This window comes from Streptomyces fuscichromogenes, assembly GCF_014645815.1.
Taxonomy (GTDB): Bacteria; Actinomycetota; Actinomycetes; order Streptomycetales; family Streptomycetaceae; genus Streptomyces; species Streptomyces fuscichromogenes.
In genome coordinates, this window is the sequence record NZ_BMML01000015.1 from 131,791 (window position 1) to 155,926 (window position 24,136).

The window sequence follows — 24,136 nt, forward strand, 5'->3', positions numbered from 1 at the left end:
GTGGTACGGCCGCTCAGCCCGCGTTCGTCGACGCCGACGCCGAGTCGGTCGGGGTGGCCGAGGCGCTCTCGGAGGCGTTGTTCTTCTTGCCGGCCTTGGCGCTCTCGCTCGCGGTGGAGCCCGCGAGCGGGGTGGTGGAGGTGGACGGCGAGGCCGACGGCACCGCGCTCGGGCCCCAGCCGGTGAAGTAGCTCTCGGCCGGTACGACGAACGCGCGCAGGCTCACGTCACCGGTCTTGCTGAAGGTGAACGTGATCTTCTGGGCGTTGCCGTCCGTGATCGCCTCGCGGCTGCTGGCCAGCACCGCGGACGCGTTGCCCGTGCCGCCCAGGATCAGTCGGCCGCCGCCCTGGATGGTCAGCGGCTGGGACTTGGTGGCGTGCAGCTCGGCGGTCTTGCCGGTGCCGGCGACGACGATCGACTGGAGCGTCTCCGGCTCGGTGCCGGTGTTGAAGATGGTCGCGGTGACCACCGCCGGCCCGGTCGACGTGAGGTCGGGCTGGGTGATCACGGTCGCGTTCTGGACCTTGATGGTGCCGACACTCGTCGCGGCGCTGTCCGGCTGGATCTCCAGCGTCTGGGAGTTGTTGCCGGCGCCGCAGGCGGAGAGCGCGGCGACGGAGAAGGCGAGGGCGGAGGCGGCGAGGGCGCCGCGTCGAAGGCTGCTGCTCACGGCGGCGGCAACTCCTTGAACGCACGGGCGACTCCGCTTATAAAGCCACCCTAAGTGTCTGTCAGCGGCCTTAGGTTACCGAGCCGTTCCCGCGCGGCCGCACCCGACCCTCCCCAAGCCGCTCGCTTCCCTCGGGGCTTCCCTCGTGCAGGGGGTACCCGCGGGCATCCACAAGTGCCCCTTCGGTCACTTTGGAGCGGAGCCCGTCCGGCATTCACATAACCCGCCCGCAACACCGTGCGCAAAATTTCCACGAAGGAATGCGCGACCTCCGGGAAAATTGATCACGTACTGCTTCACGTGCGCCTTCGCGTACCGTTCAGTCGGCCGACGTGATCAATTCCGGAAACGTCCGGGATCCGGCTCCGGCTACCGAACGGAGTAGCGGAAGTCGTACGCTTGGAAGCGGACATATGGGGATGTTCCGCCAGGTGGGCGAGCCTCCGGATGTGTGTAACGTGCGCGTTTCACCTCGCCCGGAGAGCCGCTCCGACCTGCGAATACCTGCTTCCGGACGGCCTCCGCAGCACGTTCCTGTTGCTGTTGTCAAGCCCCGAGATATGCCCTGACCTGCGAAAACGCCATTCAGAACCGCCGGTTTCCGTGTTACCCTGGATAGCCACGGAAGGGGTACCTGTCACATGACGTTCAAGGTTGGCGACACCGTGGTCTATCCCCATCACGGGGCCGCGCTGATCGAGGCCATCGAAACTCGCCAGATCAAAGGCGTGGACAAGACCTACTTGGTGCTGAAGGTCGCCCAGGGTGACCTGACGGTACGTGTGCCAGCGGACAATGCGGAGTTCGTCGGCGTGCGTGATGTGGTCGGTCAGGACGGGCTGGACCGGGTCTTCGAGGTGCTGCGCGCGCCGTACGCCGAGGAGCCCACGAACTGGTCCCGTCGCTACAAGGCAAACCTGGAGAAGCTCGCCTCCGGCGACGTCATCAAGGTCGCGGAAGTCGTGCGTGACCTGTGGCGTCGTGAGCGCGAGCGTGGACTCTCCGCCGGTGAGAAGCGCATGCTCGCCAAGGCCCGCCAGATCCTGGTGAGCGAGCTCGCTCTCGCGGAGAACACGAACGAGGACAAGGCCGAGGCCCTGCTCGACGAGGTCCTCGCGTCCTGACGCGGACGCCGTCCGGCTCGGCACACTGAACTCCGCACATCTGAAATGCCGCGGTGCCCGATGACACAGCAACTGTCGCCGGGCGCTGCGGCATGTGTGCGTGCACCCTCGGGGAACCCCCGATACTAGGCGTGCCGGGCCCGGGCTGCTGGCTCGACCAGTGTCACGGAAGGGTCCGGTCAAGGCGTCGCGCCCGGCACTTCCCAGGCCATACCCACGCCGCCCCCGCACACAAACCTGACAGGAACCGATGTCTGACGATTCGCGTCCTTCGCGCCCGGAACCGCGTACCGCACTGCGCACGGCGGCCGTGATTCCCGCCGCCGGCCGGGGCGTACGGCTCGGTCCGGGCGCACCCAAGGCGCTGCGCACGCTGAACGGCACGCCCATGCTCATCCACGCCGTGCGCGCCCTCGCCGCCTCCCGCGCGGTCTCCCTGGTCGTCGTCGTGGCCCCGCCCGACGGCGCGCCCGAGGTCAAGTCCCTCCTCGACGCCCACGCGCTCCCTGACCGCACCGACTTCCTCGTCGTCCCCGGCGGCGAGTCCCGCCAGGAGTCGGTCCGGCTCGGCCTGGACGCGCTGCCCCCGGACTACGACATCGTCCTGGTCCACGACGCCGCCCGCCCGCTCGTCCCCGTCGACACGGTCGACGCGGTGGTCCAGGCGGTCCGTGACGGCGCCCCGGCCGTGGTCCCCGCCCTCCCGCTCGCCGACACGGTCAAGGAGGTCGAGCCGGCCGCCGCCCCCGGCGACCCGGAGCCGGTGCTCGCCACCCCCGAGCGCGCCCGCCTGCGCGCCGTACAGACGCCGCAGGGCTTCGACCGTACGGTGCTGGTCCGCGCCCACGAGACGGTCACGGGCGCCGTCACCGACGACGCCGGCATGGTCGAGCAGCTCGGCGAACGGGTCGTGGTCGTCCCCGGTCACGAGGAGGCCTTCAAGGTCACCCGTCCCCTCGACCTGGTCCTCGCCGAGGCGGTCCTGGCCCGCAGGAGGCTGAACGATGGCTTCTGAGGTGGTACTGCCGCGGGTCGGCATCGGCACCGACATCCACGCCTTCGAGGAGGGCCGCGACCTGTGGTGCGCCGGCCTCAAGTGGGAGGGCGAGGGTCCGGGGCTGGCCGGCCACTCCGACGCGGACGTCGTCGCGCACGCCGCCTGCAACGCGCTGTTCTCGGCGGCGGGCCTGGGTGACCTGGGGCAGCACTTCGGCACGGGCCGGCCGCAGTGGTCGGGCGCGTCCGGCGTGACCCTGCTGACGGAGGCGGCGCGGATCGTCCGGGACGCGGGATTCGTGATCGGGAACATCGCCGTACAGGTGGTGGGTCCACGCCCGAAGATCGGAAAGCGGCGGGACGAGGCGGAGAAGATCCTTTCGGCCGCGGCCGGTGCTCCGGTTTCCGTTTCGGGGGCCACGACGGACGGCCTCGGATTTCCGGGCCGGGGTGAAGGCCTTATGGCGGTGGCGACGGCTCTGGTCGTCAAACAGGCGTGAAGGGTCCTGCCTGAGGGCGCAGGGAGGTACGCGACGAACCGCAGTGCACCCGCGCCCGTCCACAGTGCTGTGGATACCGGTGCCGCGCACCACCCCCGGCCCACTACCCTTGTCCCGTGACCATTCGCCTGTACGACACCAACGCCCGGCAGATCCGTGACTTCACCCCGCTCGTGCCGGGTTGTGTCTCGATCTACCTCTGTGGTGCCACCGTGCAGGCGGCGCCCCACATCGGGCACATCCGCTCCGGCCTGAACTTCGACATCATGCGCCGCTGGTTCGAATACCGCGGCTATGACGTGACGTTCATCCGCAACGTCACGGACATCGACGACAAGATCATCGCCAAGTCCGCCGACCAGGGCCGCCCCTGGTGGTCGATCGGCTACGAGAACGAGCGCGCGTTCAACGACGGCTACGCCGCGCTCGGCTGCCTCCCGCCGACGTACGAGCCCCGCGCGACCGGGCACGTACCGGAGATGATCGAGATGATGCGCGGGCTGATCGAGCGCGGGCACGCCTACGAGGCCGACGGCAACGTCTACTTCGACGTGCGTTCCTACCCGGAGTACCTCCAGCTCTCCAACCAGGAGCTGGACAACCTCCGGCAGCCCGAGGGCGAGGGCGAGACCGGCAAGCGGGACCAGCGCGACTTCGCGCTGTGGAAGGCCGTCAAGCCGGGCGAGCCCAGCTGGGAGACGCCGTGGGGGCGCGGCCGGCCCGGCTGGCACCTGGAGTGCTCGGCGATGGCCCACAAGTACCTGGGCGAGGCCTTCGACATCCACGGCGGCGGCCTCGACCTGATCTTCCCGCACCACGAGAACGAGATCGCCCAGGCCAAGGCGTTCGGCGACGACTTCGCCCAGTACTGGGTGCACAACGCCTGGGTCACCATGAGCGGCGAGAAGATGTCGAAGTCCCTCGGGAACTCGGTGCTCGTCTCGGAGATGGTCAGGCACTGGCGCCCGATCGTGCTGCGCTACTACCTGGGCACCCCGCACTACCGCTCGATGATCGAGTACAGCGAGGACGCGCTGCGCGAGGCCGAGCAGGCGTTCACGCGGATCGACGGGTTCGTGCAGCGCGTGGTGGAGCTGGCCGGGGGAGCCGTCGAGCCCTCGGCCGAGGTCCCGCCGGCGTTCGCCGAGGCGATGGACGACGACCTGGGCGTGCCGCAGGCGCTGGCCGTCGTGCACACCACCGTCCGCCAGGGCAACTCCGCCCTCGCCGCCGACGACAAGGAAGCCGCCGTCGCCCGCCTCGCCGAGGTCCGGGCGATGCTCGGCGTCCTCGGCCTCGACCCGCTGGACCCGCACTGGTCCGGCGGTGCCGAGAAGGGCGAGACCGTGCTCAACAAAAACGTGCACGGGGTCGTCGACACCCTGGTCCGGCTCGTCCTCGACCAGCGCGAGTCCGCCCGCGCCCGCAAGGACTGGGCGACCGCCGACGCGATCCGCGACCGGCTGGGCCAGTCCGGCCTCGCGATCGAGGACAGCCCCTCGGGCCCGCGCTGGACCCTCAAGTCCTGACCGCGGGTCTGTTGAAGATCGACTGTGCCGCCCGGCCCCCCGGGCGGCACACTGCATAAGACGTACGTACGAAACGAAGCTCACGGAGACGGGTAACTCATGGCAGCCAACAACCGCCGCATGTCCGGCAAGAAGGGCGCGCAGGTCGGCAGTGGCGGCCAGCGGCGCCGGGGCCTGGAGGGCAAGGGCCCGACCCCGCCCGCCGAGATGCGCAAGGGGCACAAGAAGAACCGCCTCGCCACCTCCAAGGCCAAGCAGGCCCAGCGCCGCCCGGTGGTGCGCGGCCGGGGCGGCAAGGGCACGTCCGAGATGGTCGTCGGCCGTAACCCGGTCGTCGAGGCGCTGCGCGAGGGCGTTCCCGCCTCCACCCTCTACGTCCAGCAGTTCATCGACAACGACGAGCGGGTCCGCGAGGCCCTCCAGCTCGCGGCCGAGCGCGGCGGCATCAACCTCATGGAGGCCCCGCGCCCCGAGCTGGACCGCATGACGAACGGCCTCAACCACCAGGGTCTGGTCCTCCAGGTCCCGCCGTACGAGTACGCCCACCCCGAGGACCTGGCGAACGCCGCGTACGACGAGGGCGAGGACCCCTTCATCGTCGCCCTCGACGGCGTGACCGACCCGCGCAACCTCGGCGCGGTCGTCCGCTCGGTCTCCGCCTTCGGCGGCCACGGCGTGGTCGTCCCCGAGCGCCGCGCGGCCGGGATGACCGCCGGTGCCTGGAAGACGTCGGCCGGTACGGCCGCCCGTACCCCCGTCGCCCGTGCCACGAACCTGACCCGGGCCCTGGAGGCGTACAAGAAGGCCGGCATCGTGGTCGTCGGCCTCGCCGCGGACGGTGAGCACGAGATCGGCGACCTGGAGGCGCTGGGCGGCCCGGTCGTCATCGTGGTCGGCAGCGAGGGCAAGGGCCTGTCCCGCCTGGTCGGCGAAACCTGCGACTACCGGGTCCGGATCCCGATGCCGGGTGGTGCGGAGTCCTTGAACGCGGGTGTGGCGGCGGGGATCGTGCTGTACGAGGCGGCTCGGCGGCGGGGCTGAACAACCGTACGTAACCTCACCCGTACGGGGTAATTCTGGCGTCCAGGACATCCTTGACGCGGTCCGGACACATCCGGCCGGTCAAAGCAGTGTCCTAACTCCACGTCACTCGGTTAGATGAGTGTGGACACCAGAACACCCCGCACACCCACGGGGGACCGCTCGTCGGGATTCCGCTCCGGATTCGCTTCCGGGCCAGACGACGCTCCCGCGCTGAGCATGGTGAAGGTGCCGAGCGATCCGGCGCAGGTCATCGTCAACCACGCGAGCTTCCGCGTGCAGTTGGGCGTATCGACACGGCGTACCCAGTCTCCCCGGGTCGCACGGCACATGAGCGCCACCGACGACACCACGCGTATCCCGGCCGGCGGTGCGGCGGGCAGAGCGGGGGCGGCACCCGGCCGTCGCCGCCCGGTCGTCTGGAGCGGCCGGTCCGCACCCGACGACACCGGCGCCCACCGGCTGCTCCAGGCCGTCCGGGGCGGCAGCGTCCGGCATGTCGAGGAGCCCGCGGAACCGGCCGGCGCGACCCAGGTCATCCCGCGCGTCGACGACGGCTACGGCATGCTGGACCGGACCGTCGAGACCCCGATGGTCGGCCACCCGCGCTCTCCGGCCTCCGGCGAGCACCGGCTGCTCCCCGACCTGCCGGCGGTGGGCAGCGCCTACGACGAACCCGGTTACGCCGACGACGAGTTCGAGGACTTCGACGAACCGCGGCCGGTCCGGCGGCCCGGCGACGGCGACCCGGCCCGGCATGCCTACTACCCCGGTCGCCGGATGAACCTCGGGGTGGTTCTCCTCCCGCTCCGGATCTTCCTCGGCTTCATCTCCATGTACGCCGGCATGGGCAAGCTGTGCGACCCCGTCTACTTCGACGGCGGCAAGCGCGGCTCCATGGTCACCTGGCTCAACACGCTGCATCCGTGGGAGGTCGCCGAGCCGCTGCGCCAGTTCGCCCTCCAGCACCCGGTCGGCTCCGGCCTCGTCATCGCCTTCTTCCAGGTGATCGTCGGCGTCCTGACCGTCCTCGGCTGCTGGCAGCGGGTGGCCGCGGTCGTCGGTGCGCTGCTCTCCGCCGCGCTCATCGTCACCGTCAGCTGGAAGACCGTCCCCGCGTACGACGCCCCCGACATCATCTACCTCGCCGCCTGGTCCCCGCTGATCATCGCCGGCGCCCCCGTCTACTCCGTGGACGGCCGGCTCGCGGGCAGCGCCTGGCGACGCCTCGGCCCGCACTCCGACATCTGGGACCTGCGCGCCTACGTACTGCGCCGCGGCGCCCTGATCACGGCCGTCACCATCGGCCTCACCCTTCTCGTCGGCTCGCTCCTGGGCGGTGCGGTCCGCGACTCCAGCCGAGTGGTCGTCCCCGGCCCCGGCGAGGCCCCCCGCAACAACCTCCCCGGCTCCCCGCTCCCGGGCGAGCCGACCAAGCCCCGCCGCAGCACCCCGTCGGCCTCCACGGTCCCCTCCGGCGGCGCCTCGGCGAGCCCCTCGCAGGCGGCGACCACCCCGGCGGCCGGCCACAGCACGAGCGGGGCCACCGTCACGACCCCCAGCGAGACCCAGGGCACCACCGGGCAGGCCCCGCCCCAGCACACCGCTCCGGCGCCGACCACTGCGGGCCCGACCTCGGGCGGTACCGCGACGGGTGGTGCGTCCACGACGACCGGCGGCACCGGCACGGGAGCCTCCGGCGGCGGCACCTCTTCCTCGGGCCAGCCCGGACTGGTGGGCGGCCTCCTGGGCTGACGGCCGCCGTACTTCGACCGCGCCACCGTCGTGGTTGTTCGCGCAGTTCCCCGCGCCCCTTACGGGGCACTACGCCCTGCCCCCGAAGGAACGCGGGGAACGGACAGCAGACAACGGCGCCCAGCCCTCACAGGGGCGCGGGGAACGGACAGCGGACAACGGCGCCCAGCCCTCACAGGGGCGCGGGGAACGGACAGCAGATAACGGCGCCCAGCCCTCACAGGGGCGTGGGGAACTGCGCGACAAGCCGCGATGCGCGGGCAGTGGACAACGGTGGTCGGCCCCCGTAGGGGCGCGGGGAACTGCGCGAACAGCCTCTGCCCGTTCGTAGTCGGCGAACCGGCCGGTAGTAGCCGCCTCGGTCTACCTGCCGAGCGCGGCCAGTTCCTTTGCGGCTTCCGTGAGGTCCTTCGCGGTGTCGATGGCCCGCCAGTACGCGCCCTGCGGAATCGGGAACCCGGCCAGCCGCCGGCTCCGGGCCAGGTGCGGGAATGTGGTCCGCTCGTGGTCGCCGCGCTCCGGGAGCATGTCGGCGAACTCCGGGGAGAAGACGTAGACACCGGCGTTGATCTCGAACGTCGACGGCGGCGACTCGATGAAGTCCGTGATGTGGCCGAAGCCGTCGGTCTGCACGGCGCCCCAGGGGATCCGCGGACGCGCCAGCGCCAGCGTCGCCACCGCGTCCCGCTCCGTGTGGAAGTCGGCCATGTCGCGCAGCGAGAACCGCGTCCAGATGTCGCCGTTCGTGGCGTACCAGGGCCGGTCGGTGTGGGGGAGACGCGCGGCCGCGTACTTGAGGCCGCCGCCCCGGCCCAGCGGCTCGGTCTCCACCACCGTGGTGACGGACAGCGGCAGGTCGGCCGAGGCCAGCCACTTCTGCAGGACCTCGGCGAGATGACCGCAGGAGATCACCACGTCCGTGACGCCCTCCTCGGCGAGCCACGTCAGCTGGTGGCCGATGATCGGCGTGCCCGTACCCGGGATCTCGACCATCGGCTTGGGCCGGTCGTCGGTGTACGGACGAAGCCGTGAGCCCTGGCCACCGGCCAGGACCACGGCTTGAGTGGGGCGCAACGCGGCGTTCGGATGGGTCATGCCCGAACTGTACGACGCGCCCCGGAGCCGGCTTCCCGCCGGACGGGGCCCCTTAAGGAGCCGTTACCCACTTCCCAACCGGCGTTAGGACCCGCTCTAGCTGTGCGCCGCCAGCACGCCGGACGCGAAGGACGTGTCGCAGACCGGACGGGCGTATGACTGGGCGCGGGAGGCGCCGTAGATCCGGACCGCGGCGCGGCCCAGTGCGCGGGCGATGGACGTGCAGTGCTGCGCCAGCGACGGGTGGCCGTTGACCGCCTGCTGGAGGTGGGTGAGGACCTGGCCGGGGTTCCGGTCCTGGAGCTCGGTCATCAGCTGGTCGCGCAGTACGTCCTGCGGGGCCAGGGCGACGGCCCTGGAGGAGACGTGCGCGTCGGTCACGTCGGTCGCCGTGAGCACCGAGCTGCGCGGGGACCCGGTCCAGTTGACGCGGGTGACCGCGAGGGTCCCGGAGAGCACCAGGACGACGGGCAGGACAAGGGCGAGGGTGCGGCCGATCCGGCGGGCAGGGCCGCCCCGGTGGCCGCGTCGCGTCTGAGGGGTGGTGGAGTGCTTCACGCGTGTGAGGGTAGCGTGCGGTAATGATTTGGCGACATTTAGTCACCGGTTCGGGCGATGGGGAAGTGCCGGGTTTCGGGTACGGGGTTGACGCACACTGCTCGAAAACCACCCGCTTGCCGGGGTAGATCGGGGCAACGGAAAGGGCCCCGCAGCAGGTCGCGGGGCCCTTGTCGTCAACCTGGGTGAATTCACCCTGGTCAGAGGTTTCTGCGCGGGATCGCTCAGTCGGTGAGGCGCTCGCCCGTGGACGTCGAGAACACGTGGATCTCGCCCGGCCGCGGCACGACGTGCAGCGTGGCGCCCTTCTCCGGGACCGCACGGCCGCTGACGCGGACGACCAGGTCCTTGAGGTCGTCGCCGACCTTGGCGCTGCCGTAGACGTAGCCGTCGGCGCCGAGCTCCTCGACGACGTTCACGGAGACCGCGAGACCGGCCGGGGCGTCGTCGGAGTCCTTGGACAGGGAGGCCGCGGCCTCGCCGTTGTGCTCGACGACGTCGAAGTGCTCGGGGCGGACACCGACGGTGACCGTGCGGTCGCCCTTGTCGGCGGCGGCCTGCAGCGCCTCGCGGTTCACCGGCACCACGCTGTTGCCGAACTTCACGCCGCCGTCGGTGATCGGGACCTCGACCAGGTTCATGGCGGGGGAGCCGATGAAGCCGGCGACGAAGAGGTTGGCCGGACGGTCGTACATGTTGCGCGGCGAGTCGACCTGCTGGAGCAGACCGTCCTTGAGGACCGCGACCCGGTCGCCCATCGTCATGGCCTCGACCTGGTCGTGGGTGACGTAGACGGTGGTGATGCCGAGGCGGCGCTGCAGCGACGCGATCTGCGTACGGGTCGAGACGCGGAGCTTGGCGTCCAGGTTGGACAGCGGCTCGTCCATGAGGAAGACCTGCGGCTCACGGACGATGGCGCGGCCCATCGCGACACGCTGGCGCTGACCGCCGGAGAGCGCCTTCGGCTTGCGGTCCAGGTACTCGGTGAGGTCGAGGATCTTCGCGGCCTCCTCGACCTTCTGCCGGATCTCCGCCTTGTTGACGCCGGCGATCTTGAGCGCGAAGCCCATGTTGTCGGCGACCGTCATGTGCGGGTAGAGGGCGTAGTTCTGGAACACCATGGCGATGTCCCGGTCCTTGGGCGGCAGGTGCGTGACGTCGCGGTCGCCGATGCGGATGGCGCCGCCGTTGACGTCCTCCAGGCCCGCGAGCATCCGGAGCGAGGTGGACTTGCCGCAGCCCGACGGGCCGACCAGGACGAGGAACTCGCCGTCCTCGATCGCGATGTCGAGGCCGTCGACGGCGGGCTTGGTGGAGCCCGGGTAGATCCGGGTCGCCTTGTCGAACGTAACAGTGGCCATGGCTCAGAGGCCCCCTTCTACCGGCAGGAACGTGCCGGACGATCCGTTGTAGGAAGGTGGTTGGTGTAGTCCACCAGAGTGAACTGGCTCAGGACCGTACCTGGCGTTCACCCCAAATGTCATTACCTGGAGCCCTGTGAACTTCGCGGAAATTTTCGACAGGGCCCGTCCGCGACGTGGGTACACTGCACTGGCACGTCAGCGGCGCGCGCGCGTGCATGCCTCCTTAGCTCAGCTGGCCAGAGCAACGCACTTGTAATGCGTAGGTCGTCGGTTCGAATCCGACAGGGGGCTCTTTTGGATCCCCAGGCCAGATGAGTTCTGACCTGGGGTTTTCTCGTTCAGCGCACGCGGCGGCGGCGCCGACGGAGGGCCGTGCGGCTCTCGGCGGTCTCAGTTGTGGTCTCAGTCACAGGTTCCGGGCCGGGCATGAAGGCGTCCCCCATGCGACGCATCGCGTCCTTCGACAGGTGGGACCGGCCTTTGACGTAGCGGCGTGTCTGGCTGATCTGGGTGTGCCGGAGGATCTCCATGATCGTGGGCATGTCGACCCCGAGTTCGTTCAGGATCGTGCCGGCGGTGTGACGGCTGCCGTCGTAGAGGCGGCGGTCATCGATTCCGGACTCTTCGAGCAGCTCCTTGAACTCCTCCCAGTCCTGATGCGGGTCGATGGGACGACCGTCAGGGCGTGAGAAGACGACGCGGTGTTCCTCCCACAGCTCTCCGGCGGCGGCGCGCATCTCGTCTTGCTGGGCCTTGTGCGCGACCAGGTACGGGATGAATGGAGGAGGGATAGGCACGGGATTCTGACTCTTCTTCGTCTTGGGGCGGGTGAAGACCAGTCCGCCGTCTTTCCGGTCGGGGCAGACGCTGGCGTGCTTCGTGCAGCCCTTCGGGCACGACTTGGGGCATCCACGCTTATAGCCCTTGTGTGTCGTGCAGTCCGGTGGGCACGGCTCGAACCGATGGAGGCGGGCCCCGCAGGCGTGCGGGTTGTCGCAGCCATGGCGCCAAGTGAGGCGCTGGATCTGCCACTTGGGGTGGAACAGCTCGTTCTCGAAATCAACGTAAGGCCACCGCAGACCCAGGGTTTCACCCTGCCGAAATCCCATGCCGACACCGACACACCACCGCATGAAAGAGGGCCGTTTCGCGGCAGCCTCCAGGAATGCCTTTGCCTCTTCCTTCGTGAACGGATTCGCCTCGGTCTCGTCCACGGTCGGCGGATCTACGAGGGTGGCGACGTTTTCGACAATGAGGCGGCGACGGAGCGCGATTTTCAGGGCGCGCGACAGGATGCGGTGCACCTTGAGCACGTGCGAGGGGGCGTGTCCCTCGTTGAGCATGATGCGGTACATCCGCTCCAGGTGTTCCGGCTGGAGCTTGTCGAGCCGGTGCTTTCCGATGCCGGGGATGATGTCGTTCCTGGTCTTGGACCAGTAGTCGTCAAGCGAGCGTGGTTTGAGCTTCAGGGACGCGATGTCGGTGAGGTAGGTGGTCATCCACTGTTCCACGGTCGGCTTGCGGCCGGCCTTGGGTGCGCGTCCCTTGTCGCGCAGGTCTTCCAGCTCGCGGACCTTGCGCTTGACCTCGGATTCCGTGCGGCCCCGGCGGTGGCGCCTGTCGGGACTGCCGTCGTCTTTGACGCCCATGGTCACGCGGCCGTGCCACCAGCCATCGTTGCCCAGGTAGATGGACGACTCCATGTTCGGATTGCGGGTGCTCAATGCACTCCTCCATGCAGGAAGCCGCCCCCGGAGCATCTGTCCGGGGGCGGCTTCGGGGCGGGCTTGTTCAGTTGGGGAGCAGTTCGAGGCTGTTCGCGTAGGCCTCAAGTACGTCCCAGCGGATGCGTCGGGATCGGCCGCGCTTGACGTACTTCAGCTCGCCGGCGGCCATCAGCTCGTACACGGTGGAGCGGCCGAAGCGGAGAACCTTGGCGGCTTCTTCCGGGGTGTAGAGCAACTGGGCGGGGGCCAGTACGGGGGTACTCATCGGGGTGTACTCCTCGGGTGCTCTGGGGGGTCTCTGGGGATCCGCAACATCCGCCACGCCGCAACATTGCTGGTCAGCGGCTTGAATCTGTGGCGGATGCCGTTTGTGTTGCGGATAGGTGCCGCCGCGCGGGGTACGCGGCGGCACCGTGGGGGTGTGGCTGGTCAGCCGACGCTGCGGAGGGTGCGTGTGTCGGATTCCGCGAACATGTGGCGGGTCTCGGAGGGGTTATCCGCCACAGATTCACCCCCGTTGACCTGCGGTGTTGCGGCTGTTGCGGCTGTTGCGGATTCTCCGGGGGGAGGGGGGCAGTAGCGGGCCCACGCGTCGCTGAGGTCCTCGGCGTAGTAGCCCTTCGGGGTGGTGCTGCCGACGCGGATTCCCTTGGGCTTGATCGGGGTGTTGTCGGGGCGGACGTACTGGCTCAACAGCTTGGCCAGGGCGCGGGCGGTGAGCGGCTTGATGTGCTGTCCGTCCTCGCTCATGTCGGCCCACGGCGCGTCGTCGATGCCAAGGAGGACTTCGAGGATGGCGGCGGTGGGCAGCTTGTCGACTCCGCAGAACACGCGGTCGCGCAGGTCGGTCAGCAGCCGCACCCCAAGAGAGGCCTCGTCGCCCTCGCGCGCGGCCTTGATGAGCGCGGTGCAGGCGGCGCGGGCCCGGTCGGGCCAGTGCCCGCCGGCCGCGTCCGCGACCGCGAGCAGGGGCTCCCACACATCGGCCGGCCGGTCAGTGACGCCTTCGGGCATGTCCGGCCACGCGTTCGCGATCTGCTCGTGCAGGGGGGCGGCCCAGTCGGCAAGCCGGTCCCGCAGGGCGTGGCCCTGCTTCTCGTGGACGCGGCGCCGGTAGGGCTCGCACCTCTCGTTGGGCGCCTTCTTCCGCATGCGGATGATGACCGAGCGGGTCAGGATCGTGTCCGGCAGCGAGCCGAGTCCGGCCATGGCGACCGCGCAGAACGACGGGAGGAAAGCGGCCTTCTGGTCGGATCCGTCCCCGACGCAGCGCAGGGACTTGGCGCCGCGCCGGTAGCCGGAGTTCAGGAACCCGCGGACTTCCTCGTTCCCGCCCGCTTTCGGCCCGAAGACGGTGTCGATCTCGTCGAACAGCAGGGTCGGGGTGCCCTCGTCTGCCGAGACGAGCCGGAACAGGGCGTTCGCGGAGGCGTTGACGGTGGTCGCGGAGCGCGGGGTGAGGGTCTCGATGATCTCCAGGGCCCGTGACTTCCCCGAGCCCGGTTCGGGGCTGAGGAAGGCGATGCGGGCGGTGCCGTCGAGCGCGTCCATCAGGTGGGCGTGGGCGTCCCACAGGGCGACGGCGACGTAGGCGTGTTCGGTGGGGAAGACGTTGAAGCGGCGGTGGAAGGCTTCCACCTCGTCCAGCAGCGCGGCGCCGTCGATGGGGGCATCGGGCCTGCTCATGCGGCGTTCCTCCCTTCAAGTCGGCCGGATCGGCGCGGGGTGTGGTGCGTCGGGGGGAAGGACTGAAAGGACGCCCTTCGGGCGGCCTTCCTTCGGCCGCCCACGACCGTCACGCCGCGGGCGGGCGGCGCGTCCTGCGGTCCGTCCGTGGCGGGAGCGAGGCAATCCAGGTGGGGGGAGCGGGAGGCGGTCATGCGGCTTCCCGCGGTGTGGCGTGGGCGAGGATCCACTCCATGGCGCTGCGGATCGTCGTGCGGCACTCGGCGGCCGACAGGCCCGTCGACTCCCCCGCCGCCTGGATTGCCTCTTCGACCGTGTGCCGGGGGATGTGTCCCCAGGCCACGAACCGGGCCACCTTGCACGCGCTCTCGTGCAGCGTGTTGTTGCGGCCCTTGTCTCCGCCCTTGGTGGCCGCGGCCACGATGGCGCATTCGCGTTCCAGCGCGGTCCGGGCGGCCTTGGTGCCGTCCCGAACGGGGGCCAGGGCGGGCGGTCCGGTCGGCTTCACCGGTTCGGTGAGCAGGGCGGCCAGCCATCCGGGCAGGGGCGCCACAATGGCGGCTTCGGCGACGTCGTAGGCGCCTTGGGGGGTGGTGCTGCCCGCGGCGACGACGTACCCGCCCCAGGCCCGGGTGTCGATGTGCGGACCGAGCTTCTTCACGGTGCACTTCAGCCGGACGTTGGGCGGGGTGGTGAAGTACAGGTGCTGGCCCCCGCTGGGGGTCCGCACCCGGTAGGTGAGCGGGAAGGGCTCGCCGACGCGCTCGCAGAGCGCGTTAAAGGATGTGGCGCCGTCAGGCGCTCCTTCCTGCTCTTGCGGCTTTGGTACGTCCAGGTCGACGACGACCAGACCGGCCGGGCCGGTCGCGATCCCCACGTTGTACGGGCGGCTGGCCCATGCGGTGTGGATCAGGTCGGGGTCGGTGGTGGCGCGCTGCTCCGGGGTGCGGTGCCCGCCCGCGCAGCGGCCGGTGCGGGGGCAGTCGCGTTCGGGGTGTCCGGAGGGGCGTTTGGCTCCCGGGTGCAGGGGGATGACGGGCCAGCCGCGCTCGGCGGACAGCAGGGCGGCGGCCAACAGGTGCAGGGTCTCCAGGGGCACGGTCACCGGCCTGCTCGTGCCCGGGTCGTCTACTCGCGGGATGGTGGTGGGTTGGGTCATGCTGGATTCCTCCAACAGGTCTGTTGTGGGCTGGTTGGCCGGGGCGGTCGCGTGTCTTTGGCGAGATCGGGCGACCGCCCCGGGCGTCTTCAGGCGATGTCCAGGGCGAGCTGGGCCGGTGCGGCCGGGGCCGCGGTCTCGGGGGCGAGGGTGGCGAGCAGCGCGCGGTAGGCGTAGTGGGCCTGGTGGATGACCACGCCGTTGCCGAGGATCTTGAGCTGGTCGGAGCGGGACAGTCCCAGGTCCGGGCCGGTGACCCAGCCGGGATCGGCGCCCATCATCCATTCCACGAACGCCGGGGACAGGCGGCGGTTGCCCTTCGTACCGGGCTCGGTCGGCTCCGGCGCGGACCGCCCCAACACAGCCTCCCAGCGGCGGATGGCGGGGCCGTAGTCGGTGCCGTTGGTGGCCACCCACCGGCCATCGAGTCGGCTGAGCCGCGTCGGAAGGTCGTCGTCGCCGACCGGACGCCGATTCAGCGGGCCCGCCCCCTTGTGCATGCGTGCAGTGGGCGTGGGCAGCAGGTTGACCACCACCTCGTTCAGCGGCCGGGAGTTGACGCCGATCAGGTTGGACGCGCCGGACTTCCAGTCCCGTGCCGCCGGGGTCGGCAGCAGGGTGACCGCGGTGCGCAGGTTCATCCCGCCCTGCCGTTTCGGGGAGGTGCCGGGGCCGCCGGTCCCGTCGGCGGCGGCCGGCGTGGGAAGCAGGCTCAGCCGGCCGTCGGGGGCAGCAAGAACACCACTTCGTCCTCCAGCGTGGGCCCGTGCCCGCCCGCCCGGCGCTTGTCCGGGTGCTGCGGTCCGCCGTTCCTGCCGAGCTGGGAGGTGGGGGTCTTCAGCAGCGGGATACGCGACGGCGAACCAGCGGTCCCGGCGGTGGCAGGCTCCGACCTCGGGATCTCCAGCGCGTAGGCACATCCACCGTGCGTCATACCCGATCGCGGCCAGGTCGGCGGCGACGACGTCGAGTCCGCGGCTTCGGATGGCGGCGACGTTTTCCAGGAAGACGAGCCGGGGTCGAAGGTGGCGAACGGCTTGGGCGATGGTTTTCCAGAGTCCGGAGCGGTCACCGGCGATCCCTCCCCGAGGTCCGGCGTTGGAGATGTCCTGGCAGGGAAACCCGGCGGTCAGCGCCGCCGGACGCGGCACCGACGCGGCGAGCGCCGCCCAGTCGACGGCGGTGATGTCACCCAGGTTGCGGGCGTGGGGCATGCGTTCGGCCAGCAGCCGGGAGGCGGCCGGGTCCTTCTCGGCGACCGCGACCGTGGGCAGGCCGGTCGCGGCTTCCACGGCCTGGTCCAGCGCGGCGGAACCGGTGCACAAACTGACGTTGCCGCCTTCCAACGGCACGATGGGACGGGTCATGCTCGGGGCCTCCAACAGACGTGTTGTGGACTGGTCGGCCGGGACGGTCGCGTGTCTTGGCGAGATCGGGCGACCGCCCCGGGCACGGCTAGAACGGCGGTTCGGCGTCCGCACCGCCCGCGGTCGTGCCGGTGGAGGCCCACGGGTCGTTGCCGACCGGGCCGGACTGTCCGGTGCGCTTGGCGTTGACCGTGACGGTGGTGAAGCGGACGGACGCGCCGATGTCGTCCACCTCGACGGCGAGCATGGACCGCTTCTCGCCCTGGTCGGTGGTCCAGTCGTGCTGGCGCATCCGGCCGGTGGCGACGACGCGGGAGCCCTTGCTGAGGGATTCGGCGACGTGTTCGGCGAGCTGGCGCCAGGCGGCGCAGCGGTAGAAGGCGGTAGTGCCGTCCTTCCACTGATTCGAGGTGCGGTCGAAGCTGCGCGGGGTCACGGCGATCGTGAACTTGGCGAGCGCGGCGCCGCCTTCGGTGAACTTCAGCTCGGGGTCGTCGGTCAGGTTGCCGACGAGGGTGATCGGGGTTTCTCCGAACGACATGCGGGGTTCCTCTCAGCGGGTTCGACGTCGGTAGGCGCGTTGGCGACATGCGGGTGAGCAGTAGCGCGGGGGCCGCCCGGTGGCAGCTGCATTGACCGCGCGTTTGCACTCGGGGCACCGCCTGCGGCACCCCTGAGTGGATCGGGTTTCGTCACGTGTTTCGTCACGCAGTTCTGGCAGCGGTGGCGCGTCGTGGGTGGTGATCTCCCATAGGGCGCGGGCCACGTTTTCGGTGCCGAGCGTGCGGCGCGGACGGCTTGGGGCGTCCCAGCCGGGGCGGGCGGGCAGGTCAGCTACCTTGCGCCAGCCCGCAGCGCGCAGACTCGCTCCGGTTTCGCCGTCTTGGGTGTAGGTGATGGCGCGTCGGTAGCCCGCGTTGCGGGCGGTGCGCCAGGCAGCTGCGTAGAGGGCGGAGCAGGCGTTCGTGGTGCTGTCGGTCGCCACCCGGGTGACCTCGATGGTCAGCCCGTTGTCGAAGTGGCGGCTGACAGGACGGCCCACGATGGCTACGCCGACCAGGCTGCCGTTATCGGTTTGGACGCCGAGGGAGAACTGGTGACCTTGCGGTGGGTCGTGGTGCCGGTGGTGTTGTTCGACGTAGGAGCAGGCGGCTTTCCATTTCAGCGGCCGGATGTGCAGCCGCTGTGCACCAGCCGGGGCGGTCATCGGCCACCGGCCCGGTTGCAGGTGGCGCGGGGTCCTGTCACGGATCCTTCCATCTGAGTCAGCGGTGCAGTTCGTTGCGGTTGCGGGCGATGAGCCCGTACGCGGGGGCGGTGATCTGATTGGTCTCCTGCCGGACGGGTCCGGCGTAGTGGTGGTGGGTTTCGGTGCGGACGCCTTTGAGGGAGCGCAGGGCGGATCCGACGGCGGTGGCGACCGCGGCGACGGCGGCGATGGGGAGGGTGACGAACAGGACCGAGGTGAGGGTGACGGCGGCGAAGCCCTGGCAGGCGAGCCAGATCCCGCACCCGATGCCGACGCAGGTGGCGCCGACGCCGATGCCGGCCACGGCGGTGCCCGCGGCCCACGCGGGAACGATCCGGTGGTCGGGCTGGTGGACGGGCGGGGCGGTGCCGTAGGCGGGCAGCGGGCTGGTGTCGCGGTACGCGGTCGGCATGTCGTGGGCGGGCCGGTAGGCGTCGGCGATGATCCGGCGTGCTTCGGCGGTGACTTCGGCGTCGCTCATCCGCGGCGGCCGGGCCGCACTCGGGTCGTACTCGGGCATGACGGTGGTCTCCTGCCAGGGGTCAGGTGAGGTGGCGGGCGGCGTCGGCGAGCGCGACGCACATGGCGCGGACGGGTCCGGCGGCGCCGGTGCCGGCGGTGAAGAACCCGAACAGGAAGAGCACCAGGGCGCTGAACGGTCCGAGGTAGCGGCCCCGCAGCAGGACGAAGGCGAGCACCCCGAAGAGTGCGACGGCGGACAGGGAAACGATCACGGTGCGGCCTCCCGGGAAGCGAGGCGGGCAGCACCCGGCGTCCGGGTGCTGCCCGCGTGGTGGCTTGTCGCGTTGCTTGTCGTCTGTCTTGTCGTGCGGCTTGTCGCTTGTCTTGTCTTGTCGCTTGTCGCCTCCCAGCTCACAAGCCGTTTCCGGGCCCCCGCAGGGGCGGCCACGGCACGTGTTTTGGGCGGGGCGACAGGCGACAAGTGATCACTGCCCGGGGGGTGGTCCGGGGGTGTGGCGGTGGTGGACGTAGCGGGCTTTGGTGCCCTCCCCGACCCGGACGGCGGTGCCGTCGCTTACCCAGGTCTTGAGCCAGCCGACGACGGTCTGACGGGTCGTGCCGTACTCGTCGGCCAGGGCGCGGGCGATCGCCGATGCTCCCGTCCCGTCGGTGCCGGCGGCGAGCAGCAGGGCGAGCGCGGCCTGTTGGGCCGAGTTGTCCTGCTGCTCCTCGCGCAGCGCCGACAGGTTCAGCCCGCCCGGGGCGGCCGACGGGGCCTGCTCGGTCGGGGCGTGCGGGTCGGGCGCGGTGGCGAACTCGGCGTCGATCTCCGCGCGGAAGCGGGCCAGCATCTCGTCTTCCGGCGAGGCCTGCCCCACCCCCTCGTTCAGCGCGGACAGCTTCAGCCCCGATGCCGGTCCGTATCCCCCGGCGTCGGTGTCGTTGCCGGGGGCCTGCTCGCGCATCCATGCCGTGCGGTCCGTGTCCCAGCGCCGCGCGTAGGCGGGCCCGGCCGCCTTGACGGACACGTCGTCGAGGACGGGGTGACGCTCCGAGGTGGCGGCGGTGATGTCGCGGATCTGGTTGGGCAGGATCCGCCAGGCCTTGAACAGCGCGGCCGGGGACTCGGGGGTGCCCATGAACCCGGACCCCTTGTACGGGGCCTGGTCGACGCGCAGGCCGCGGGTGCCGGGGAACATCTTGCTCAGGTCCATGCCCTCGGTCTCACCCCCGGTCAGCGCAACCCTGACCTTGGCCTCCCGGCGGATCATCAGGTTCCCCAGCACGCTGCCCGTCGCCCCCAGCGCGGTCAGCACGGTCCGCAGGCCCATGGCGCGGGCGATCCGGATGACTTCCAGGATCTTCTCCGCCATCTTGCGCATCTGCCGGTCCGCGCTGGCCAGGATCTCCGCACCCTCGTCGATCACGAGCATGATCTGAGGGATCCGCGAACTGATCGGCAGCAGGTCGGTGTTGGCCTTGGACAGCAGGTCCTGGTAGCCCATCTTGCGCTGCTTGGCGACCTTGACCGCAGTCTCCAGCATCAGCATGGCCTCGTCGAACGTGCCGGCGAGCCAGTCCACGCCCGGCCGCACCGGCTTGCCGTCCCCGGTCTGGATCTGCCCGTTGAGCGCGGGCAGCACCCAGGGCAGCCCTGCGGATCCGGCGTTCAGGTCGATCACCCAGGTCAGCACGTCCTCGGCACGGGCGAACCCGGCCAGGATCGCGTGGACCATGTTCGTCTTGCCCGACCCGGTGGGGCCGACAACGAGGGCGCACTGTTCGCGCAGGTAGGCGAGGATGTTCTCCGCGTTCGTCCGGTAGCCCCACGGGATGCCCGTGTGGACGGACAGCGGACCGTAGTCGGTGGGGTAGGTGCGCTCTTCCTCCAGGACGTTGACGGTGGTCACGTCGATGATGACCCGGCCCTGGTGGATGCCCGGGGAGGCGATGGCGTTGCAGCCGTGCGGGAGGCGGGCGTCCGCGGACAGGCGGGCGGACTCGGAGGCGATTTTGGCGTAGGTGGCGCCGCCGGGCGGGAGTTCGGCGTCGAGGGAGAACCCGGTCCCGGTCTCCCACATCTCCACCCCCAGCACGCGCACGGTCAGGGAGCACACCCGCTGGATACGGTCGACCCATTCCGTCGCGATCGCCCGGCGCTCCGCGGACAACTCCGCCGCGACCAGACGCCGTTCGGCCGCGATGGCCTCTTCCTCCCGGGCTTCTTCGAACAGGGCGCTGGAGCGGGCAGCGGCGCCGATACCGACCCCGACGGTGGCCAGGGATCCGAGGGCGGCCCAGGTCAGGGGGCCGTGGGTCATGGCCCACGTGGTCCATCCGGCGCCGACGAGCCAGGACGCGGCCCGGGTGGCCAGAGTGCGGCCGGCGTTGCGCACCCGCAGGCCCACAACGGTGTGTCCGAGGGCGCCGGCCGCGCCGACGGCCAGGGCCCAGGCGGGGGGCATGGCGGTGGCGGCGCCGGTGGTGGCGATGGCGAAGGCTCCGGTGGTCGCGGACAGGGCGCCGGTCACGGGTCCGTGACCGGCGGTCCAGTCCAGCACCGGGCCACTGCTTGGCTGCTTCTTGGCGGTGGCGGTGCTGCTCATCTCAGACGTTCCAGCCCTTCTCAGCCTCGTGGCCGTTGCGGGGGTCCTCGTGACGGGCGATGTCCTGCGCGTGGACCTGCCGGAATACCGGCCCCATGTCCTCGGCGACGGCGACGGCGCTCATCAGGGCGCCGTAGATGTCGTTGAAGCCGTTCGCGACTTCCTTCTCCAGCGGGAACTCACTGTCGGAGCGCTCGGCGAGGATCTTCATGATGCCCGCCATGCAGGTCAGCGCGGCCGGGAGTCCCTCGACCATGGCGAGGATCTCCATGCAGCCGTCCGGCTCGTAGGTGTTGGCCGCGGCCATCATGTCGATGGCGTGGTCTTCGAACTTGAACCCGGAAACAAGGGACACGTTCTCTCCTTCACCCACTTCGGGTGTCGTGTTGGTGGGGATCTTGGCCGCGGGCCGTTCGACGCTGTCCGCGATGCCCTCGCTGCCGTCCTGCGCGGCTTCCGCGTCCGCGTCGGCTTCCTGCTCGCGCAGGATCTTGCGGGTGTCCTCGTCCCGTTCGGCACGCTGCTGCGTGGCCTTGCGGACCAGGCCCCAGAACAGGCGGCGGCCGGGATACATCAGCCCCGGGATGTCGAACCTGCGTCCGATCGGGGTGGTCAGGCAGCCCAGCAGGCCCACGGGCAGGGCGAGCAGGGCGGCGAACAGGCGACGGCCGTGGAAGCGGGCAGCGGACCTGCGCAGCTCCTTGCGCGCGGCCTTGCGGGCGGGGGCCTTGCGGACCGTGCTGCGCTTGGCAGCCACCTGGTCGGCGGTACGGCCGTCACGCCGGGCACGCTGCTTGTCGACCGCCGCCCGCTGCACGGCGCGGGCCTTGCGCGCGGCCCCGCCCAGCAACCGGCCGGTCACACCCCGGCGGGCGCCCGAACGGGTCTTGCCAGCCGGGGTGTTGGCGCTGCGGCAGGCGTCGGCGACCGCACGGCGCGAGGCCGTGGTCTGCGCCCGGCGTTCGGCCCGGGATCCGCCCGCGGCCTGCTGCGCGGCCCGCAACGCCCTCACCTGCCCCGCCCGCCCGGCGGCCTTGGCACCGGCCCCCGCCCCGGTCCCGGTCCGGGAGCCGTGACGGGCACTACTGCTGTGCTGCGGCGAGCCGGACCCGGTCCGGCCGGACATGATGCCTGCTGTGCCGGTGCGGGAGGTGTTCGCCGACCCGCGGCGGGAGGACGGGGCAGGTATCCGCCCGCCGGCGCTGCCGGAGCGGACCGAACGGATACCTCCCCCGCTGCGGCCCGCCCCGGCGCTTGCACTCCGGCCCGCGGCGCGGGCGGCGGTGCGGCGTGCGTCGCGGCGGGCCGTGGGCTTGCGGGAGCGGGAAGCGGCGGCGACGCCGAGGGCGACCATCCCGGTGCCGGCGACGGCCGCGGCGACCGGCCCACCGACCAGGGAAGCGGCGGCGAGCACACCGATGGTGCTGTTCGCGCCGCTCAGGGCGAGCGGGACGATGGGCCACCCGCCGGGGGTGTGCTCCACCTCCTTGCCCTGCCCGGCCGCAGCGGGCGGGGTGTCGGGCGGCGGGGACGGTGCGGCCGGGCCGGTCTCGACGGCTACCGGCTCAGTGCTGAGTTCCGTCATGCTGTGAGCACTCCTTATGGGGAGTAGGGCCCGGCCGGGGCTGTGGAGGCGATCGGCCGGGCCTGCCGAGTCAGGGTCGAATGCGCAGCTCAGATGCTGCGGTGCGGATGGTGGGCGGCGATCTCCTGCCAACGCCTGTTCTCCGCGCTGTCCGTGCCGGTGAGGCTCACGCGGAAGTCACAGCCGAGCCGCGTGCAGCGGTGGGTCGTGGTCGACAGCGCGTCGGTCAGGCGGAAGAACAGGCTGGAGATGGTGGCCAGGCACGACAGGCAGCAGGCCACGAGCAGCGCGAGCGGCACACCGTAGGCGGCCAGCCGCACACCGATGGCCGCGGCCAGGACCGTGCCGGCGGCGCCGACGGCCAGCAGGATGAAGCGGCGGCGCGTCGTCGAGTGGTGGTTCACCAGGAGAATTCCCTTCCAGGTCAACGGAGTTGCAGACGGGCACCCCGTCGGGACGTGGTCCGCGGGGGTGTTGAGGTCAGCTCTCCGGGTCTGCCCTGCGGGTCTGCGAGAGTGCCGCTCGCCGGGGCTCACCGGGTCTGCTTCACTGGTGCGGTCGACTGCTTCCGGCAGTCGCGACGAAGGCCAGCCCACTAGTCCTGGGCTGGCCTTCATTGGTGTGTGCCGGACGGCTGGTCAGGGCTGTGCGTCCTCCGCGTCGATCAGCGCGGCGTACGCCTTGCGCACCCGCTCCTCCTTCGCCGAGAAACCTGCTGCGCGGTAGGCGGCCAGGGCCTTGCGGTAGGACAGCGGCGGGTTGTCGGAGTGGCGCAGCCACCGCAGGACGACCGTGAGCTGTTCCTCGGTCAGCGCCTCACCCGGCCGGGGCGTCTCGACACCGGCCACGGCCGCGACCGCGGTGAGCGCTGCCCAGTCGAGCGGGGTGTGTCCCGCACCCTGCGACGCGGTCAGTTCACCGGCCGGGGACACGGCACCGACCTGCGGGGACACGGGGGACACACCCGGGGACACACCCTCCTGTGTCCACTGCCCCAGCACTTGCGCCAGGTCGTCATCGGAGAACAGGGCCGGAACCTCCTGCGGGACCTCGACGGCCGGGTTCTTCGCGGTGAGCTTCGTCAGCTTCTTGTCCGCCTGGTGGCGCACCTTGTGCGCCTTGCCGCGGGCCGTGCGTTCCTCGCGTTCCAGGGCGGCGGCCGTGGTGTGCCGGTCGGCCTTGGCGCGGGTGACGGCCCGGCCGATGGCGACCTGGTCCCGCGTCGCGCTGCGGACCGCGTCGATCTGCTGCTGCGCTCCGGCAGAGATCCGGGTGGAGTCGCGTTCCACGGCCATGATGAGCGTGGCCTTGGCGGCGGCCGGGACGACCGCGCCGATGACGGCGACGACCGGGGTGGCGTACATCAGGCCGTGGGTGAACAGCACCCCGACCGAGGTCACCAGGAACACCCACCCGAGCACCGCGGGCAGGATGCCCTTGGAGCCCTGGCGGCGGTGCGCGGTCTCCATGGCCAGCGCGTACAGCCACACCGCGTCGTAGATCCCGGCCACCGTCATCGCGAGCGCCGCCGGGGCCTGGCGGGAGAGGATCTCCCCCACGGCGTACACGGTCCACCCCAGCGACATGCCGGTCAGCGCGACGGGCAGGCTCCAGTGAGCCGCCCGCCGCATCACGTGCTTGGCTTCCATGTTCTTCACTC

General features: G+C 70.9%; 23 protein-coding genes and 1 tRNA gene. 7 read left to right on the plus strand and 17 right to left on the minus strand.

Annotated elements, in window-relative coordinates:
• Positions 1 to 13: 13 nt before the first annotated feature.
• Positions 14 to 673: a DUF461 domain-containing protein gene (locus IEZ11_RS29825; RefSeq protein ID WP_189266014.1), complete on the minus strand. Its 660-nt coding sequence runs from the start codon at positions 671 to 673 to the stop codon at positions 14 to 16.
• 641 nt (positions 674 to 1,314) lie between these two features.
• On the opposite strand from IEZ11_RS29825, the gene IEZ11_RS29830 reads away from it, so the two are divergent.
• The 6 genes from IEZ11_RS29830 (at position 1,315) to IEZ11_RS29855 (ending at position 7,618) form a co-directional block, all read left to right on the plus strand.
• On the plus strand, positions 1,315 to 1,797 hold the full coding sequence (locus IEZ11_RS29830; RefSeq protein ID WP_003953493.1) for a CarD family transcriptional regulator: 483 nt from the start codon (positions 1,315 to 1,317) through the stop codon (positions 1,795 to 1,797).
• 250 nt (positions 1,798 to 2,047) lie between these two features.
• The gene (gene ispD, locus IEZ11_RS29835; protein WP_189266015.1) at positions 2,048 to 2,812 is read left to right on the plus strand and encodes a 2-C-methyl-D-erythritol 4-phosphate cytidylyltransferase; all 765 of its coding nucleotides are present in this window, start codon (positions 2,048 to 2,050) and stop codon (positions 2,810 to 2,812) included.
• On the plus strand, positions 2,802 to 3,293 hold the full coding sequence (gene ispF / locus IEZ11_RS29840; RefSeq protein ID WP_189266016.1) for a 2-C-methyl-D-erythritol 2,4-cyclodiphosphate synthase: 492 nt from the start codon (positions 2,802 to 2,804) through the stop codon (positions 3,291 to 3,293). Before ispD ends, ispF begins: the two co-directional genes overlap by 11 nt.
• 116 nt (positions 3,294 to 3,409) lie before the next feature.
• Positions 3,410 to 4,822: a cysteine--tRNA ligase gene (gene cysS / locus IEZ11_RS29845; RefSeq protein ID WP_189266017.1), complete on the plus strand. Its 1,413-nt coding sequence runs from the start codon at positions 3,410 to 3,412 to the stop codon at positions 4,820 to 4,822.
• A 99-nt stretch (positions 4,823 to 4,921) separates the two neighbouring features.
• On the plus strand, positions 4,922 to 5,863 hold the full coding sequence (rlmB, locus tag IEZ11_RS29850; RefSeq protein WP_189266018.1) for a 23S rRNA (guanosine(2251)-2'-O)-methyltransferase RlmB: 942 nt from the start codon (positions 4,922 to 4,924) through the stop codon (positions 5,861 to 5,863).
• A 117-nt stretch (positions 5,864 to 5,980) separates the two neighbouring features.
• A complete protein-coding gene (locus IEZ11_RS29855) occupies positions 5,981 to 7,618 on the plus strand; it encodes a DoxX family protein (RefSeq protein WP_189266019.1) in 1,638 nt (545 codons plus the stop codon).
• A 363-nt stretch (positions 7,619 to 7,981) separates the two neighbouring features.
• On the opposite strand, the gene IEZ11_RS29860 is transcribed toward IEZ11_RS29855, so the two are convergent.
• The 3 genes from IEZ11_RS29860 to IEZ11_RS29870 all read right to left on the minus strand — a co-directional run bounded on the left by IEZ11_RS29860 (position 7,982) and on the right by IEZ11_RS29870 (position 10,632).
• Entirely contained in the window at positions 7,982 to 8,713 is a 732-nt protein-coding gene (locus IEZ11_RS29860) for a nucleotidyltransferase family protein (protein ID WP_189266020.1), read from the minus strand.
• Between the two features lie 96 nt (positions 8,714 to 8,809).
• Positions 8,810 to 9,271 carry a hypothetical protein gene (locus IEZ11_RS29865; protein WP_189266021.1) on the minus strand — a complete coding sequence of 154 codons (462 nt, stop codon included), beginning with the start codon at positions 9,269 to 9,271 and terminating at the stop codon, positions 8,810 to 8,812.
• 224 nt (positions 9,272 to 9,495) lie between these two features.
• Positions 9,496 to 10,632 (minus strand): ABC transporter ATP-binding protein, encoded by a 1,137-nt coding sequence (locus IEZ11_RS29870; protein WP_189266022.1) that lies wholly within the window; start codon positions 10,630 to 10,632, stop codon positions 9,496 to 9,498.
• A 220-nt stretch (positions 10,633 to 10,852) separates the two neighbouring features.
• Here IEZ11_RS29870 and IEZ11_RS29875 point away from each other — a divergent pair.
• A tRNA-Thr gene (locus IEZ11_RS29875) sits at positions 10,853 to 10,926 on the plus strand.
• Between the two features lie 47 nt (positions 10,927 to 10,973).
• On the opposite strand, the gene IEZ11_RS29880 is transcribed toward IEZ11_RS29875, so the two are convergent.
• The 13 genes from IEZ11_RS29880 to IEZ11_RS29940 all read right to left on the minus strand — a co-directional run bounded on the left by IEZ11_RS29880 (position 10,974) and on the right by IEZ11_RS29940 (position 24,125).
• Positions 10,974 to 12,359 (minus strand): tyrosine-type recombinase/integrase, encoded by a 1,386-nt coding sequence (locus tag IEZ11_RS29880; RefSeq protein ID WP_189266023.1) that lies wholly within the window; start codon positions 12,357 to 12,359, stop codon positions 10,974 to 10,976.
• Positions 12,360 to 12,426: 67 nt separating this feature from the next.
• Entirely contained in the window at positions 12,427 to 12,627 is a 201-nt protein-coding gene (locus IEZ11_RS29885; protein WP_189266024.1) for a helix-turn-helix domain-containing protein, read from the minus strand.
• A 164-nt stretch (positions 12,628 to 12,791) separates the two neighbouring features.
• Entirely contained in the window at positions 12,792 to 14,048 is a 1,257-nt protein-coding gene (locus IEZ11_RS29890; protein ID WP_189266025.1) for a DUF3631 domain-containing protein, read from the minus strand.
• A 190-nt stretch (positions 14,049 to 14,238) separates the two neighbouring features.
• Positions 14,239 to 15,207, minus strand: a complete 969-nt coding sequence (locus IEZ11_RS29895; RefSeq protein ID WP_189266026.1) for a bifunctional DNA primase/polymerase — start codon at positions 15,205 to 15,207, stop codon at positions 14,239 to 14,241.
• A gap of 89 nt (positions 15,208 to 15,296) precedes the next feature.
• Positions 15,297 to 16,574, minus strand: coding sequence for a DNA cytosine methyltransferase (locus IEZ11_RS29900; protein ID WP_189266027.1), 1,278 nt, complete (start codon positions 16,572 to 16,574; stop codon positions 15,297 to 15,299).
• An 88-nt stretch (positions 16,575 to 16,662) separates the two neighbouring features.
• Positions 16,663 to 17,115 (minus strand): single-stranded DNA-binding protein, encoded by a 453-nt coding sequence (gene ssb / locus IEZ11_RS29905; protein WP_189266028.1) that lies wholly within the window; start codon positions 17,113 to 17,115, stop codon positions 16,663 to 16,665.
• Positions 17,116 to 17,127: 12 nt separating this feature from the next.
• Entirely contained in the window at positions 17,128 to 17,781 is a 654-nt protein-coding gene (locus IEZ11_RS51165) for an XF1762 family protein (protein ID WP_229713433.1), read from the minus strand.
• A 58-nt stretch (positions 17,782 to 17,839) separates the two neighbouring features.
• Positions 17,840 to 18,343: a hypothetical protein gene (locus IEZ11_RS29915; RefSeq protein WP_189266029.1), complete on the minus strand. Its 504-nt coding sequence runs from the start codon at positions 18,341 to 18,343 to the stop codon at positions 17,840 to 17,842.
• Between the two features lie 22 nt (positions 18,344 to 18,365).
• Entirely contained in the window at positions 18,366 to 18,557 is a 192-nt protein-coding gene (locus IEZ11_RS29920; protein WP_189266030.1) for a hypothetical protein, read from the minus strand.
• Between the two features lie 213 nt (positions 18,558 to 18,770).
• A complete protein-coding gene (locus IEZ11_RS29925; protein WP_189266031.1) occupies positions 18,771 to 20,891 on the minus strand; it encodes a hypothetical protein in 2,121 nt (706 codons plus the stop codon).
• Between the two features lies 1 nt (position 20,892).
• Positions 20,893 to 22,476 carry a hypothetical protein gene (locus IEZ11_RS51170; protein WP_229713434.1) on the minus strand — a complete coding sequence of 528 codons (1,584 nt, stop codon included), beginning with the start codon at positions 22,474 to 22,476 and terminating at the stop codon, positions 20,893 to 20,895.
• Positions 22,477 to 22,565: 89 nt separating this feature from the next.
• Positions 22,566 to 22,880 (minus strand): hypothetical protein, encoded by a 315-nt coding sequence (locus IEZ11_RS29935; protein WP_189266032.1) that lies wholly within the window; start codon positions 22,878 to 22,880, stop codon positions 22,566 to 22,568.
• 234 nt (positions 22,881 to 23,114) lie between these two features.
• Positions 23,115 to 24,125 (minus strand): hypothetical protein, encoded by a 1,011-nt coding sequence (locus IEZ11_RS29940; protein ID WP_189266033.1) that lies wholly within the window; start codon positions 24,123 to 24,125, stop codon positions 23,115 to 23,117.
• Between the last annotated feature and the right edge of the window lie 11 nt (positions 24,126 to 24,136).

Bases quoted from the DNA above. Each gene is read 5' to 3' on its own strand.
- IEZ11_RS29830 (WP_003953493.1), top strand. From the start codon at position 1,315: ATGACGTTCAAGGTTGGCGACACCGTGGTCTATCCCCATCACGGGGCC.
- ispD (WP_189266015.1), top strand. From the start codon at position 2,048: ATGTCTGACGATTCGCGTCCTTCGCGCCCGGAACCGCGTACCGCACTG.
- ispF (WP_189266016.1), top strand. From the start codon at position 2,802: ATGGCTTCTGAGGTGGTACTGCCGCGGGTCGGCATCGGCACCGACATC.
- rlmB (WP_189266018.1), top strand. From the start codon at position 4,922: ATGGCAGCCAACAACCGCCGCATGTCCGGCAAGAAGGGCGCGCAGGTC.
- IEZ11_RS29855 (WP_189266019.1), top strand. From the start codon at position 5,981: ATGAGTGTGGACACCAGAACACCCCGCACACCCACGGGGGACCGCTCG.
- IEZ11_RS29860 (WP_189266020.1), bottom strand. From the start codon at position 8,713: ATGACCCATCCGAACGCCGCGTTGCGCCCCACTCAAGCCGTGGTCCTG.
- IEZ11_RS29870 (WP_189266022.1), bottom strand. From the start codon at position 10,632: ATGGCCACTGTTACGTTCGACAAGGCGACCCGGATCTACCCGGGCTCC.
- IEZ11_RS29885 (WP_189266024.1), bottom strand. From the start codon at position 12,627: ATGAGTACCCCCGTACTGGCCCCCGCCCAGTTGCTCTACACCCCGGAA.
- IEZ11_RS29890 (WP_189266025.1), bottom strand. From the start codon at position 14,048: ATGAGCAGGCCCGATGCCCCCATCGACGGCGCCGCGCTGCTGGACGAG.
- IEZ11_RS29895 (WP_189266026.1), bottom strand. From the start codon at position 15,207: ATGACCCAACCCACCACCATCCCGCGAGTAGACGACCCGGGCACGAGC.
- IEZ11_RS29900 (WP_189266027.1), bottom strand. From the start codon at position 16,574: ATGACCCGTCCCATCGTGCCGTTGGAAGGCGGCAACGTCAGTTTGTGC.
- ssb (WP_189266028.1), bottom strand. From the start codon at position 17,115: ATGTCGTTCGGAGAAACCCCGATCACCCTCGTCGGCAACCTGACCGAC.
- IEZ11_RS51165 (WP_229713433.1), bottom strand. From the start codon at position 17,781: ATGACCGCCCCGGCTGGTGCACAGCGGCTGCACATCCGGCCGCTGAAA.
- IEZ11_RS29915 (WP_189266029.1), bottom strand. From the start codon at position 18,343: ATGCCCGAGTACGACCCGAGTGCGGCCCGGCCGCCGCGGATGAGCGAC.
- IEZ11_RS29925 (WP_189266031.1), bottom strand. From the start codon at position 20,891: ATGAGCAGCACCGCCACCGCCAAGAAGCAGCCAAGCAGTGGCCCGGTG.
- IEZ11_RS51170 (WP_229713434.1), bottom strand. From the start codon at position 22,476: ATGACGGAACTCAGCACTGAGCCGGTAGCCGTCGAGACCGGCCCGGCC.
- IEZ11_RS29940 (WP_189266033.1), bottom strand. From the start codon at position 24,125: ATGGAAGCCAAGCACGTGATGCGGCGGGCGGCTCACTGGAGCCTGCCC.